The organism is Clostridium fallax (genome assembly GCF_900129365.1).
Taxonomy (GTDB): Bacteria; Bacillota; Clostridia; order Clostridiales; family Clostridiaceae; genus Clostridium_AH; species Clostridium_AH fallax.
On record NZ_FQVM01000005.1, the window covers coordinates 83,639 to 98,497 of the forward strand.

The 14,859-nt window shown below is 26.0% G+C and carries 18 protein-coding genes; all 18 read right to left on the reverse strand.

The genetic code is table 11. The annotated features are described in order from the left end of the window. Positions 1-235: 235 nt before the first annotated feature. Positions 236-1,486 (reverse strand): motility associated factor glycosyltransferase family protein, encoded by a 1,251-nt coding sequence (locus tag BUA70_RS04195; RefSeq protein WP_072893659.1) that lies wholly within the window; start codon positions 1,484-1,486, stop codon positions 236-238. Next, the gene (locus BUA70_RS04200) at positions 1,479-3,242 is read right to left on the reverse strand and encodes a motility associated factor glycosyltransferase family protein (RefSeq protein WP_072893663.1); all 1,764 of its coding nucleotides are present in this window, start codon (positions 3,240-3,242) and stop codon (positions 1,479-1,481) included. The genes BUA70_RS04195 and BUA70_RS04200 overlap by 8 nt, the downstream gene beginning before the upstream one ends. A 115-nt stretch (positions 3,243-3,357) precedes the next feature. Further along, positions 3,358-4,176 (reverse strand): flagellin N-terminal helical domain-containing protein, encoded by an 819-nt coding sequence (locus tag BUA70_RS04205; RefSeq protein WP_072893666.1) that lies wholly within the window; start codon positions 4,174-4,176, stop codon positions 3,358-3,360. A 325-nt stretch (positions 4,177-4,501) separates the two neighbouring features. Then, the gene (fliD, locus tag BUA70_RS12905) at positions 4,502-6,085 is read right to left on the reverse strand and encodes a flagellar filament capping protein FliD (protein ID WP_083573451.1); all 1,584 of its coding nucleotides are present in this window, start codon (positions 6,083-6,085) and stop codon (positions 4,502-4,504) included. Positions 6,086-6,103: 18 nt separating this feature from the next. Then, complete coding sequence (gene fliT, locus BUA70_RS04220; protein ID WP_072893669.1) at positions 6,104-6,436, reverse strand: flagellar protein FliT; 333 nt, start codon at positions 6,434-6,436, stop codon at positions 6,104-6,106. 1 nt (position 6,437) lies between these two features. Further along, the gene (fliS, locus tag BUA70_RS04225; protein WP_072893674.1) at positions 6,438-6,821 is read right to left on the reverse strand and encodes a flagellar export chaperone FliS; all 384 of its coding nucleotides are present in this window, start codon (positions 6,819-6,821) and stop codon (positions 6,438-6,440) included. A 10-nt stretch (positions 6,822-6,831) separates the two neighbouring features. Further along, positions 6,832-7,140 (reverse strand): hypothetical protein, encoded by a 309-nt coding sequence (locus tag BUA70_RS04230; RefSeq protein WP_072893677.1) that lies wholly within the window; start codon positions 7,138-7,140, stop codon positions 6,832-6,834. Between the two features lie 26 nt (positions 7,141-7,166). Further along, complete coding sequence (locus tag BUA70_RS04235) at positions 7,167-7,496, reverse strand: flagellar protein FlaG (protein WP_072893680.1); 330 nt, start codon at positions 7,494-7,496, stop codon at positions 7,167-7,169. 16 nt (positions 7,497-7,512) lie between these two features. Then, complete coding sequence (gene csrA / locus BUA70_RS04240; RefSeq protein ID WP_072893683.1) at positions 7,513-7,725, reverse strand: carbon storage regulator CsrA; 213 nt, start codon at positions 7,723-7,725, stop codon at positions 7,513-7,515. Next, the gene (gene fliW / locus BUA70_RS04245) at positions 7,725-8,156 is read right to left on the reverse strand and encodes a flagellar assembly protein FliW (RefSeq protein WP_072893686.1); all 432 of its coding nucleotides are present in this window, start codon (positions 8,154-8,156) and stop codon (positions 7,725-7,727) included. The genes csrA and fliW overlap by 1 nt, the downstream gene beginning before the upstream one ends. Positions 8,157-8,172: 16 nt before the next feature. Further along, on the reverse strand, positions 8,173-9,150 hold the full coding sequence (gene flgL / locus BUA70_RS04250) for a flagellar hook-associated protein FlgL (protein ID WP_072893689.1): 978 nt from the start codon (positions 9,148-9,150) through the stop codon (positions 8,173-8,175). 15 nt (positions 9,151-9,165) lie between these two features. Further along, a complete protein-coding gene (gene flgK / locus BUA70_RS04255; protein ID WP_072893692.1) occupies positions 9,166-11,001 on the reverse strand; it encodes a flagellar hook-associated protein FlgK in 1,836 nt (611 codons plus the stop codon). Between the two features lie 12 nt (positions 11,002-11,013). Further along, positions 11,014-11,424 (reverse strand): flagellar protein FlgN, encoded by a 411-nt coding sequence (locus tag BUA70_RS04260; protein WP_072893696.1) that lies wholly within the window; start codon positions 11,422-11,424, stop codon positions 11,014-11,016. Further along, a complete protein-coding gene (flgM, locus tag BUA70_RS04265; protein WP_072893699.1) occupies positions 11,424-11,705 on the reverse strand; it encodes a flagellar biosynthesis anti-sigma factor FlgM in 282 nt (93 codons plus the stop codon). The genes BUA70_RS04260 and flgM overlap by 1 nt, the downstream gene beginning before the upstream one ends. Before the next feature lie 185 nt (positions 11,706-11,890). Continuing rightward, positions 11,891-13,057 (reverse strand): flagellar motor switch phosphatase FliY, encoded by a 1,167-nt coding sequence (gene fliY, locus BUA70_RS04270; protein ID WP_072893702.1) that lies wholly within the window; start codon positions 13,055-13,057, stop codon positions 11,891-11,893. Further along, positions 13,050-14,045, reverse strand: a complete 996-nt coding sequence (gene fliM, locus BUA70_RS04275) for a flagellar motor switch protein FliM (RefSeq protein ID WP_072893705.1) — start codon at positions 14,043-14,045, stop codon at positions 13,050-13,052. Before fliM ends, fliY begins: the two co-directional genes overlap by 8 nt. Positions 14,046-14,063: 18 nt before the next feature. Beyond that, complete coding sequence (locus tag BUA70_RS04280; RefSeq protein WP_072893708.1) at positions 14,064-14,465, reverse strand: chemotaxis protein CheW; 402 nt, start codon at positions 14,463-14,465, stop codon at positions 14,064-14,066. 20 nt (positions 14,466-14,485) lie between these two features. Continuing rightward, a complete protein-coding gene (locus BUA70_RS04285) occupies positions 14,486-14,842 on the reverse strand; it encodes a response regulator (protein ID WP_072893711.1) in 357 nt (118 codons plus the stop codon). Positions 14,843-14,859 lie beyond the last annotated feature (17 nt).

Sequence of the window (14,859 nt, forward strand, 5' to 3'; positions counted from 1 at the left end):
TATTATTTCAGTATATAAATATTTAATTTGTTTATATTGTAAGTTAATTTTTTCTATTTATGTAGAATTAATCTTTACCTTATATTTTTTACCCTAATGATAATATTATAGCTGCATAACCTTTATAAATATATTTTTAATTGAAATATAATCTTTAGTTTTTATAACCTAAATATTTTTCATTTTTTCTCCTAAAAATTTTATTTTCTTATTATAGTATATTGCACTAAATTCTTTATAAATAATCCTTAAGATGATTTATATTTATATTTTTACATCCAATTATATTCGCACCTAAACTACAATTTATAAATTCTATATTATTACAATTTAACTTTATTGTTCTTTCAATCCAAATTTTCATATCTAAAAAGAATTTTTTAGTATATATTAAATTTCCATCTACACTTTCTGTAATTAAATCCTTATCTGATTTATAATGTTTATGTTCAAAACCATAAATCGTATTATCACTATGAATTTTATTATCAACAAAGGCCAAATCTTGTCCAACAAATATTATTCTTTTTGGATTTCCCTTTATTCCTATACTTAAAGCTGCCGTTGCTACTGAATTACTACATTCTATAACTTTATTATTATTATTTTCAAAGTTATAATAAATATACTTAGGACCTAAATAACATTCTGCTGCTTTATAAGATGCAGTATAAAATAATAATAATGGTATATTGGAATTTTTAAATGGTTTTACTTGTTTATATATAGCATCTAATGGATCTAAAATACAAATTGCATCTGGAAGTATATTTTTACTACTTAATGTCCAAAGTGCAGTTCCCACTGAAATTATGAAATTTTCTTTGTTTTTTGATATTTCTTCTAACGCTTCTATACTATTATTTAATGAAGGGCCTGCTGAAATAATAAATACATTTTTGTTAGTTAAATCATAATTTTTATAAAATGAGTTTATTCCATCTATTTTTAATTTTTTATTATTTATATAATTATAATTTAATATATTTTTTTTAATATTATTAACCTTTTTTTGGGCATCAAAATCCATTAATACATTATATAAATCATTATAATGTTCTTTTATTATATTCATATAAGATTTTAATAATATAATTTCCTCGCATTCTTTTAAATATGTATTTATATAAGTTAATACTTCCCTATATCTTGAAGATATTTTTAATTTTACTCGTGAATTTTTCCTTAATTCTTTAATAAATTTATCTTCAAATATAATCTTTTCTTCTGTTTTATCTAATATATCAAATACATATACAATACACTCTGAATTTTGATTTAATATTTCATATATATGATACCCTAATCCTAATCCAAAAACTGCAACTTTTTTTAAATTTTGAACTTCCTTGCTCTTAATAAAAGTTTTCGCCTCTTTTAATGGATAGTACTTGCTATGTATAAAAATATTATTTATTTTTAAAGTATTTAATTTTATATCTAAAAAGTCTTCTTTTGTTTCTAATAATTCGTATGATTTATCCATAAATCTCTTCCTTATCATATTCTTTTATATACAATAAAATTTTTTCTAAAGATTTAATATATATATCGTATATTTTAATATTTCTTTCACAAATTCTATTTTGTTTCTCTATTTCACTTTCTTTAATTTTAGTTCTATATTCTTTATTCATTTGTAAAGCCTCTAATTCTTCATATGCCGCAAGATTTAATAGTGAAAATAACTCTTTATTTTTATTTATACGTATATCGATATTATCTAATTTTCTAAGTATATCATTTAAATTACCTTTATTGTATTTATATACATTTTTCATCTCAATAGATAATTGTTTTGCTTTTCTACATAAATTTAAAATATTAATTATATCTTTTTTTATATTTTCTATAAGATTAATTTTATTTTCTTGTATATTATTTATTTTATTTTTTATAGTCTTTGAAACATTAATATTTTTTTCACTATAATCTCTTAACGCATCTTTTATACTTAATTTAATTGTTCCATTTATTTTTGCTCCACCTTCAGTAGAATTAATAAATTTTATAGTATTATTTGCTTTTATAAAATCTTCAAACCAATTTTTAAAAGTTATAAATACTTTATTAGTAGGAACCAACTCTTCTTCATTACCTTCAACATAAATAAATGTACTTTTATCTATATCTGTATTTTTCCATGAATTTTCCTCAAATCTAAGTTTTTCACTACTTGAATTGTCTGAGTGATATTTCATATCTGTATATGCCAAATCTTGTCCTATAAAAATTACATTCTTTATTCCCATAAATAAAGCAAAACTTGTAGCTAAATGAGCTACTGACCCTCCATTAGGTAAAGAAATAAATTTTTTATTTAATAATTTACTAATTGTCTCTTTAAACATATTTAAAACAAATATTTTTTTTCCTTTATAGTTTTCTATTAATTTACTATTAACTTGATCTATACATACTAAAGGAATCTCAGAATTAATATTTTTTTCCAATAACTCAAACATTATATTTCCCGGATCAATAGCACATATAAAATCTGGTTTAATATCATTCATTAACAATTCATTTAAACTTCTAGCTACTGCTATTATAACTACCTTATCTTTATATTCCTTTAAATACTTTATATTTTTACTTAATGACGGTCCAGCAGATACTATAACTGCTGTTTTATTTTCAAATAAATTATTAAAATCATAAGCACTTAAATTATTTCCTATATGCTTAAAATTATTAACATAATTTTTTAATGTCTGCTCACCTAAATATATATTGCTATTTCTCAATAAGTTTATATAATTTAAATGATTATTTATACAATTTACTATTTTTACGCATTTTTCTTTAAATGTATTTTCATAATTAGTATATATACTAAATGCATAGGTTTTATTAAAACTTATATCTATCAATGATTTTATTTTTTCACTAAATTCTTCATCATTTTTATATAATATGTAGTTTATATTTTTATTTTTTAAAATCTTATTAGTTTCTTTATTCTCTTTATTTATACTATATATATTCTCATCAGGTTCAATAATTAAAATATTATTATTTGTAGCTATATCTATTAAATCTTTTAAATAACTGCCTAAAGCTAAACCTATAATAACTATGTAATCTTCTCCATCTTTTATATTTAAAGATTTTATAAAAGATTCTATATTCTTTTTTTCATTATATTTACTACCTAAATAAACTAATTTATTATTAATATTGGCCTTTAAAATTGGGAAATTATCTTTTGAAAATTCCATTATATAATTATCATTTTTCATACTACACCTCATAACCTTATATATTAAAATCTTCGTAAATACTTATTAAAACTTTATTAGGTATAAAAAAAGAGTAACTAAAATAGTTACTCTTTTTATAAAAATTTCTTAATTATTATCTTAATAATTGAAGAACTCCTTGTGGTTGTTGATTAGCTTGAGCAAGCATAGCTTGTGCAGCTTGTTGAAGAATGTTATTCTTTGAGAAGTTCATCATTTCTTTTGCCATATCAACGTCTCTTACTCTGCTTTCTGCTGCTTGTAAGTTTTCTGAAGCGTTGTCTAAGTTAGCTATAGTATGCTCTAATCTGTTTTGTATAGCTCCTAATTGTGATCTTTGAGTTGAAACTGTCTTTATAGCTGAGTTTACTGAGCTTATTGCAGCTGTAGCTTTAGCATTATCTGCAACTGATACAGCATCTACTGCTAATGTTTTTGCATCCATTAATCCTATAGTTACACTTAAAGTTAAATCAGCACTTACATTAGCTCCAATTTGTAGGTTAGCTCCTTTACAAGTACCATCTAATAGGTTCTTTTCGTTGAATTGAGTTGTTTTTGCTATTCTATTTATTTCTGAGTTTAATGATGTTATTTCTGCTTGTATAGCACTTCTGTCAACAGCAACGTTTGTATCGTTAGCTCCTTGTACTGCTAATTCTCTCATTCTTTGAAGAATGCTTTGAGTTTCATTTAAAGCTCCTTCTGCTGTTTGAATTAATGAGATACCATCTTGAGCATTTCTTGATGCTTGGTTAAGACCTCTGATTTGTCCTCTCATTTTTTCTGATATTGAAAGACCTGCAGCGTCATCTCCAGCTCTGTTTATTCTTAAACCTGAGCTTAATTTTTCCATAGCCTTTGCAGCACTTCCGATGTTGATTCCCATATTTCTATGAGCATTCATTGCGTTCATATTGTGATTGATTATCATTTTAAATTCCTCCTTGAATTATGTCGGCATCCTTGCCTTTTTTTAATTTTTAAGGTTTTAATCACCTTACATATTTAATATCGTAAAACTTTTTTATCACTTTATACTTTTTATAAAAAATTTTTATTTTTTTATTTAATGTATATACAATAATGAATTTTTATTTAATTATCTAATTACTTTATTAAAAAATATAAAAAACAACTGAAATAATTTTTTGATTTATTACATCTTATGAAAATAAAGGAATATCACTTAATAATTTTTTAGATATTCCTTTAATACTATTTATTATTATTTACTTTTATATTTCTAATTTCATTATTTATTGAGCAAATTGCTGTGAAAGCCAACTGCTTTGAGAATTCATATTATTCATATTTTTTTCTAAAATAGCGAACTTCTTATAAAGTTGCTCCTGTTTTGTAAATATTTTGGCTTCTAATTCTCTTATAAGTTTAGCTTTATCTTGTATTTTTTTAGAAAGATCATTATTAGTTATCCATCTTGTATTTTTATATCCTGCTTTTTTTATCAAGAAACCATCTTTTCCAATTGCAGTTTCTAGCTGCTCTTTTATTTGAGTAAATATTCCTATTTTCTCATTATGACTTTTTAACATATCATTATTTTCTTTTTGTGATTTTGTTTTATCATATTGAAATGGCTTATCATAAGCTGTAAATAACTTTTGCACTTGATCTCCTCTAGTTTCAAGGGCTTCCTTAAACTTATTTTCATCTAATTCAAGTTTTCCTCTATCCCTATAGTTTCCACTAGTAGAAATACCTATATCAGTTAAAGTTAATCCTGCCCCTTCTACTGATTTATAAAAGGCTCCTCTTATACTACTCATAAGAGTTGAAAGCTGCATATCACCTTTTACAAGACCTTTTTTAGCTTTTTCTTCCCAATTTTTTATTTCATCCTCTTTCATTTCTTTCTTTTGTTCTTCTGTAAGAGGTTTAAATTTATATTCTTTTTTCTCTGAAAGTTTATCATTTATCTTATCTAAAATACTATTATATTTATCTATAAAGCCTTTAAACTTCTTAACTTGATCTGTAGCATCAGGAATTACATTTATACTAACTTCTGAAGTTGTAACTTCATTAGCTGTAAAACTTATATTATCAACTAATAAAGTATTTTTATAACTAGTTTTTGTATATGCTTTTTTTTCTCCTGGAGGAGTTATTTTAAATTCTGCATTCTTACCTTGCTCTAATTTTGTGCCGTTAAAAATATCATTTGTAATTTCTAATTTAGCATTTTCTCCAGTTTCTTTAGTTTCAATTGTAAGTTTCCCAGTTAGTTCACTAAAATGAACATCTACTAAATTTCCTAATATAGTATCTCCATTTTTAGCATATTTTATTTTTGAAACTAAATCTTCTATATCTTTACTTGTATCTATTTTAATATTAAACTCTTTATCTTTTATTTTTAATGTTAAGTCAGTTTTTGTAATACCTAAATCTTTTAACTTAGTAGAACTACTTAAATTACTTATACTACTAGAATTTAATGTGATCTCAGCCTTAGCTCCAGTTGCCAACTGGTTAACTTCAACCTTATACTTTCCCTTTGCAGCTCCACCAAAAGCTTTTGCAGTTACTGAATTTTCATCACTACTATTGCATTTAAATCCTGAATAGTTTTCACTTTTAAATAATCCATTAGGATTTGTTATATCAAAATAATCATTTAATTCTTTAAGATCCTTTGTAATGTCTACATATGCTTCTTGCTTCCATTTAAGAGCTTGCTCATCTTGTTTTACTTTGTCTACTCTTGCTCTATCTCTTGATAACATTTGCTTTACCATGTTATCTGTATCCATTCCTGTAGCCATTCCTGTAATTCTATTATAACTTCCTCCACTATTTGAAGCTCCATTAATATTCATTTTCTCACCTCATAATAATTATATTTTTAAATTGACTAGACCATTAATTTTTGAAACATTATTTCCATAAGTTTTATTAACCATCATTGATTTATTATTTTCGCTTAATTTTTTTTTATATTCTTCTTTTTTTTCTCTGTAAATTTTATTTAATTCTTTTTCTAATATTATTAGTTCTTCACCTAATTTAGCATTATTTTCTTTTAAATCTTTTATTTCTAGCAACTCATTTATTATCTTTTGTCTTTCAAATAAATTGCTTTCTAAATTATCTAAGTTATCATTTTTTAGATTTTCTATAATATTTTCGGTAAAAGCTTTATATCTAAGAAGTTTTTCTTTTACTTCCATTCTATATTCCACCTTTGGCTAATTTATTAGCCTCATACCACATATCTCTTGTTTCCTCAATTAAAGGAATAGCTTCGTCTAATTCCCTTATATCTTTTTTTAAATTAGCTTGTACTAACTTATAATTTATAAATTCATAAACAGACATAAGTTTTTGTGCCCATTCTCCAGCATCCATATTTAAACTACTCATAAGTTCTACAAATATATCTTGAGTTCTTACTAAAGATTCATGAGCCTTTTTCATATCTTTATCTAAAATAGCTTGTCTACTAATTTTACTAAATTTAACTGCTCCGTCTAAAATCATAAGAAGTAATTGATCCCTTGATGCAAGATTTACACTATTACTTTTATAAACATTATATGCATTTGCTCCGTACATTTTGATCCTCCTACTTTTTTGTATCTAAAAACACTCCTATATTAGACTTGCTTTTATTTAATGAAATGTCTTTTTCTGCATCTACTTTATAGCTTTTAAATTTTACAGTATCTATAGTTATTTTTTTAGATTTCTTAACTATATCTTTAAAATCTTTATTTTCTTTTTCTTTATTATTTTTTTTATTTTTCTCTTTTTTTTCTTTATAATCTGTATTTTCTATTAATATTTCCTTTTTTCTATGAATCTTACCTTCACTAGTTTCATCTTGAATTTTTTGTCTAAGATCCATATCAATTTTATTCAGCCTAAATTCCATGATTTTATTCCCTCACCAAATATACCCTAAACTCTTTTATCAAAAACTACTCCTGAAAGTTCACATAACTTAGATACCACATCTAAAATTTTTTTAGGAGGTATCTCCATTAAAACTTCATTAGTTTTATCACTAACAATTTTTATCATTAAATCTCCAAATTTTTCATGAAAATCATACTCTGCATGAACATCATCATCTTCTAAGAACTTATTAAGTTTTTTTAATGCTTTTTCTAATTGATCTTTAGAAAATTCTTCTTTTTCATTATTTTCTTTAGGAAAATGATAACTACTATTTTTCAAATTAGGTTCAACAGATATAAATTCTTGGCCATTTATTCCCATAATGCTCATATATAAACCACTCCCATTATTTAAGCTTATTTAAAATACTTAAATCAACTTTCATAGCTTCTTTATTTTCTTCTTCAACTGCTAAAACTAGCTCTTTTCTTAGTATAGAAACATCTTTAGGTGCACTTATAGCTAATTTTACAGTTTTATCATCAACTTTTACTATATTTATTTCTATATCATCACCAATAACTAAACCTTCTCCCTCTTTTCTTTTTATAACTAACATTATTTATCACCTCTATATAAAGGATGCTTTACTTTATATTCTTCTTTATCTAATATTATTTGTTCCCCAAGTTTTGAAATAATATTAATTATTATAGGAGCTCTTAAATTTGTTGTTATTTTTTCTACATCTGAATTTAATGTTATAGTTGATAATATTAAAATTTCTTCTGAACTTTTTACTTTTAAATTTTCAATTGTATCCTTCTTCAGATTAAACTCGTATTCTTTAAAAAAATCAAAAGATGATATTACTATAAATCCAACTTCATCATCTTCTATAGAATGCAAAAGTTTAAATGATGGATTATTATCTAAATCTAAAAGAATAAATTTTTTAAGATCCTTAAAGCCTAAAATTCCTTTTTTAAACTCAATAATATTTTCATCATTATATTTTAAAATACCATGATATTTTGTATTAATCTCCATTTTTACACACTCCTATTTATTTTAGGAAATCCATAAGAGAAGGTTGTATTATTCTAGCACTAGTTTGAAGAGATGCCATATAAACAGTTTGAGCTGTTGAATAATCCATCATTTTTTCTGTAAAGTTAATATCCTCAGTATTAGATAAAAGCTCTGTCATATTAAAATTCTCATCATCATTTTTATTTTTAGCTGATTCCATTCTGTTTTGCTTTGCACCAACCTCAGCTCTTATTTTTAACAAATTCCCCATAGCATCACTTAAATCTTGTAAATTTTCACCAACAACCTTATCCCTGTCTCCTGGATCCTTAGATGAAAGATTATTTGTTATATCATTAAGTAAATCTGCAACGTTTATTTGTCTTCCCTTATTATTAGTAAAATGAAGGATCTCTGATGCAGTGACATTATATTCCATAGTTACTCCTTGAGAAATTTCTACATTAAGTTTAGCTCCTATCATATTTACTTGAGGATTGGATTTTCCTAGTTCTTCCCCAAGTTTTCCTGAATAGTATAGCTCTCTATTTCCATTTATATAACTTTCTCTAACCCCTATAGGTTTTGAACTTCCCTTACTTCCACCAAATATATATTTACCATCAAAATTAGAATTTAATATTTGAGATAATTCTTCAATCTTTTGATTCATTTCATCATTTATTGCATTAAGTTCATCTGAACCATAAGCAGCATTTCCTGAAGCTATCATAAGTTCTCTAATTCTTTGCATTGAATTAGTTGCTTCATCTAAAGCTGTATCTGTAGCATCTAACCAGTTTAAAGTATCACTTATATTTTCGTTGTATTGCTTATTAGCTCCAATATCACTTCTTAACTGTAAACTTCTTGCTACTTTAAAAGGATTATCAGAAGGTTTTCTTATTTCCTTTCCTGAAGTTAATTGAGATTGAAGGGTTTTTAGATTCCCTAAATTTCCTCTCATATCATTTAAAAAATTATCACATAGCATTTTATTTGTAACTCTCATTTTTTAAATCACCTCTTATCTTTTTAATCCATTTATAATTACATCTAATAATTCATCTACTGTTGATATTACCTTTGCGTTAGCATTATAGGCATGTTGAAACTGAACTAAGTTTGCCATTTCTTCATCTAATGAAACTCCTGATTTTTCTTGCTTATTAGTATTTAACTGATGAAGTAGTGCTGATTGATTATCTACAACTCTTGTAGCTTCTTGTGATTGAACACCTAATCTATCTATAGTATCTTTAAAATAACCATCTATTGTCATACCATTAATATTATTTTCTATTTTAAGACCATTTTCACCTAAAATAGCTCCACCTTTTGATAAGTTAAATAAATCTTTTCTACTTTTTATAGATGTATCAAAATTTTGAACTAATAGTAAAGTATTTCTAAGTTGAGCTATTGCTAAAGCTCTCTCTCCATCACTTTCTCCATCTTCAAAGTTTTCACTAGCATAAGAATAGTTATTATCATGAGTTCTAGTTTTTATCTTCATAACATCTTCTAAAATAGCTTTATTTACTGTTATATTTTCTGCACTTATTTCACTTTCTCCCCTTAGAGTATCATCTAAATTAGTTATTTCGTAATTTGTACCATATTTAATAGCGGTACTATTAACAAATAAAGGCATATAGTCTCTATTTGGAACTCCATTATTATCATCAGCAGAAGAAAGTCCACTATGTACGGCGTTTACAGAGAAAGCTATACTTCTTGCTAACCTATCTAATTCTTTCATGTAGTTATTTATATCATTTTGAATTGACATAATTCCATTAAGTTCACCAGATTGAGGTTCAAAGCTAACTAATTCTGAAGCTGATATTATAGAACCATTTTTTATTTCAAATCCATCAGCCTTAGTTGCAACTCCATTGCTACTAGCCCAAAGAACTCTTCCTTCTTCTAAAGTTCTTAGCTGATCTGGAGATACATCCTTTAATATTAAGCTTTGTTTATTTTCCTCACTATCCATATTTCCAAACTTATAATAAGTTAATTTATAAGTTGTTCCTGATGGGTCATTTATATCCTTTTCTATTCCAGTTATAAATGAAAATCTAGCACTTTTCATATTTTCATCAGCATTTACTAAATTAGGTGATTTCATTTTACCTATATCTGATGGTCTTAAATCTATTGCCTCAAATCTATTTTTATCTACTGTGATTCCAAATTTGGTGCTTAAAGAATCTAAAAGGTTATCTCTTTTATCCATAAGGTCATTAGGATTATTACCTGTAGCCTTTACACCTTTTATTTCTTTATTAACTTGATCTATTTGATTTAAAGTACTATTTATCTCTGAAACTGAATTTTTAATTAAATTTTGAGCATTAGTTTTTAATTTTTTTAATTGTCCATATGTATGATTTAAAGTATCTGTTAAAGCTAAAGTTTGTTGAGCAACTACTGTTCTTGCATTAGAGCTTTGAGGTTGCTTTGATAATTGCTGCCAAGAATCAAAAAACTTACCAATTAATGATGATATACCTGTATCTGAAGGCTCATTAAATATTCCTTCTATTTCTCCTAAAAATCTTTCTCGTTGTATATATTTACCAGTAAGACTAGTTTCATTTCTTATTTGATAATCTAAAAACGTATCCCTAACTCTCTCTATCGCTTGTATTTGTGAACCTGTTCCTAATTGTCCTGGTTCTGCTGTACTTGATAAAGATGATAAACTTTGAGGTCTACTAGTTTCAATTTTAGCTCTTTGTCTTGAATAACCTTCTGTATTAACATTAGAAACGTTATGTGAAGTTACATCAATACATTTTTGTTGTGATCCTATACCTCTTTTTGCTATATTAAACGTTGAAAATAATCCTGTCATTTTATCCCTCCACTATCTTTTAAATCCTCCAATAGAATTATATGTTTTAACCTCTCTATTAGGATTTATTATACTTAATAACCTATTAGTCATAGATAATTGCTGCTTTATAAGAAGTTCATTTGTTTCTTTTTGTAATATAACTTCATGTAGTAATTTTTTTATGTCCCTATACTTATTTTCAAGTTCCACATTTTTAGACTTTAAAATAACGTCTTTCATAGAATATCCATTTAAAGAATTTCTTCTTTTTACTTCATACTCTGCAACCTCTTTATTGCAAAGTTTTATTTTTCCTACAACATCTTCTAATTTAAAAACATCATTTGCCATAATGAATTTATATTGTTCATCTAGTAAGCCTAAAAGTTTTCTTAAAGACTTTTCTTCTTCTTTTAAAGTATCAATTAAAACATATAGCATTAAAGCTTTTCCTCCTTAATTTTTTTAATCATAGCTTCTGCTAACTTAGAAGTATCAACCTTATAAGTCCCATCTTTAATTGACTTTTTAATCTCTTCTATTTTTTTGTCATTATTTATTGAAATATTATCTATATTCATATCGCTTAACTTCTTACCTAATGATGATATTTCTATTTTGTCATTATTAGAATTCAATATATTTTCTTTATCTTTACAAACTTTATTGTTGTTATAAACTTTAATAGTATTATTTATTTCTCTAATTTTATTAATATTCATCTTTACCTCCATATACTGAAGTTATCTTAATTATGTTATCGTATAAAAGTTATATATTATTTAGTCTTTATCTTTGTATTTTCTTTATTATAATACTATTATTATAAATCGCCATCTAAAAAATTAAAGCAGGCTTTTAACCTGCTTATTTTTATTATTTACTGTTAATAAAATAGAAAATTTTATTAATCTCTTAAACTTTTAACTCTCTCTGGTCCGCTTACTATATCAGTAATTCTAACACCAAAGTTTTCATCTATAACAACTACTTCTCCATAAGCTACCTTTTTGCCATTAGCTAAAATTTCTACTGGCTCATCTGCTAAAGTATCAAGTTCTATAAGTGATCCATTAGCTAATGCTAAAACATCTTTTATAGATTTTTTAGTTTTTCCTAATACTACAGAAATTTCTAAAGGTACATCTAATATTAAATCAATATTTTTATGAGGTGCACCTATTCTTTCTTGATCTAAATTATCAAAAGTAGCTTCATGCACCTCTACAGGCGCTGAAGGTTTTTTAGTAGCTGGTCTAGAATTTGAGTTATCATTAATTGTACTATTATCTATATTTTTAGTTTGTTCTTTATTTTTCATAACTTCTCTTGACTCTTCTCTACTATTATTTTTGTCACTAAGTTCTGGTTCCTCTCCCATCATTATTGACACTATAGTTTTTGCAGTTTCCATTGGTAGTATTTGCATTATATTACTATCAACTAAATTTCCTATAGTCATTCTGAAAGAAACCTTAACTAAGTTTTCTGTTTCTGAAATTTCTTCAGTTAGTGGACTTGTATCTTCCTCCCAAGTGTTTGATATAGGAGGTGATATATTAACTTCCCTTGAAAACATTGTTGCCATTGAAGTAGCTGCTGAACCTATCATTTGATTCATAGCTTCTTGAACTGCACTTATTTCAATTTCAGTTAAACTAGTACTATTAGAAACATTACCATCTCCACCCATCATAAGGCTTGCTATTACTGCTGCATCTGGTAATTTTATTACTAATATACTTTTTCCTGATATACCTGATACATATTTAACCTCTAGCACAATATTAGGAACATGGAATTCTTTTCTAAGTTCCTTTAATGTTGTAACTGATACAACTGGTGTTGTAATATTAACTGGTTGGTTTATAAGCTGAGATAATGCTGTGGAAGCTGATCCCATTGATATATTACCAACCTCTCCTAATAAATCTTTATGTAAATCAGTTATATCATCCTCTTTAAGTTCATCTACACTTAAATTTTCATCTTGAGGTTTAATGTCTTCTTCAGGTGTGTCGCTGCCTTTTAATAGTGAATCTATTTCATCTTGTGAAAGGAAACTATTACTCATATTTATCCACATCCTTATCTATAATATCTAATATAGCAACTCCCCTGTTCTTACCTATAATACCTGGTTTACCATAATAACTTTCTTCATCCTCTATAATTACTTTTACAGGGCTTGAACATTTATTATCTAACTTTATAACATCTCCTACCACAAGTTGTAAAAAGTCATCCACACTAATAACTGTTTTTCCAAGTTCTGCAGAAATATTAATATCTACTGAATTTAATTTTTCTTTTATTAATTCTTGAGATTCTTCTATATTTTCATTATCATCTGATTGGAACCAATACTGTATAACCAGCTTTTCTAGTATTTTTTCTATACTTAAATATGGTATACATAAATGCATAAATGTATTATTGCTTCCTATTTCTACAGAGAAAGTTATTAATGCCACCGGTTCATTAGGAGCTAAGGTTTGATTTAGCGCAGGATTAGTTTCCAATCCTTCCATTTCTATAGAAACATCTGCAACATCTTCCCATGCTAACTTTAAGTTGCTTAACATTCCTGCTCCCATTTGAGATAAAATATTCTTATCAATTTCAGTAAATTCTTTATTTACCTCACCCTTATTACCTGTTCCACCTAATAATATATCTATTATTTGATAGGCAAGACTTGGATTCATTTCAAATAAAATGGAACCATTTAAAGGCGACATTTTAAATTGAAATAGTATGGTCGGGGTCGGTATTGAATGAATAAATTCTTCATAAGTTATTTGTTCAACAGATTCTATTTTAACCTTAGTATTTTTTCTTACTTGGGCTGTAAGATAATTAGAGATTATCCTTGAAAAATTGTCATGAATCCTCTCTAAGGTCCTTATATGTTCCTTTGAAAATTTTTGCGGACTTCTAAAATCATAAGGCTTTATTTTTTGTTTTTCTTCTTCCTTATCTAATTCTTCTGGTTCTAATTCCCCTGTAGATAAGGCAGACAATAAGGCATCAATTTCGCTTTGTGATAATACATCTGCCATACTACTCCCTCTTTTCCATTAGTTTATCAAAAGTTTTTCCGTATCTAAGAGAGTAATTATTTGATCATTTAAATTAATTACTCCTTTTCTATACGGTTTTTCATTTCTTTCGTCAAACTTTTTTATAAGTTTATCACTGACTTCAAAAACTTCATCTACTTGATCTACAGATATTCCTACTTGTTCGTCTTGAATATTAACTATTATAATATTCTCCTGCTCCTTTAAGTCGCTTTTAACGCCCATTAATAAATTTATATCAAGAAGAGAAATTATATTTCCTCTTAAATTTATAAGACCCTTTATATAATCTGGGGCTTTTGGTACTCTTGTCACTTTCATCATGTCATTTATAGCTTGAACAATTGAAGTCTCTATAGCAAAATGCTCATTGCCTAATTTAAATACCACAACCTGCATAAAAAATGCCCCTTTCTATTTTAAAGTGCTTTTTTAATTGCTTCTAAAACTCTTTCTGCTTGGAAAGGCTTAACTATAAAGTCATTTGCACCTGCTCTTATAGCATCCATAACCATTGTTTGTTGTCCCATTGCACTACACATTATTATTTTAACATTTGAATCTAACTTTCTTATTTCCTTAACTGCCTCTATTCCATCCATATCTGGCATAGTTATATCCATTGTAATTACATCTGGTTTTTCCTTTTTATATAATTCTACTGCCTTAAGACCATTACTTGCCTCTCCAACAATTTCAAAACCATTCTTTTCTAATATGTCTTTTATCATCATTCTCATGAATGCTGCATCATCAACTATTAATACTTTAGCCATTGTTTTTACCTCCATAA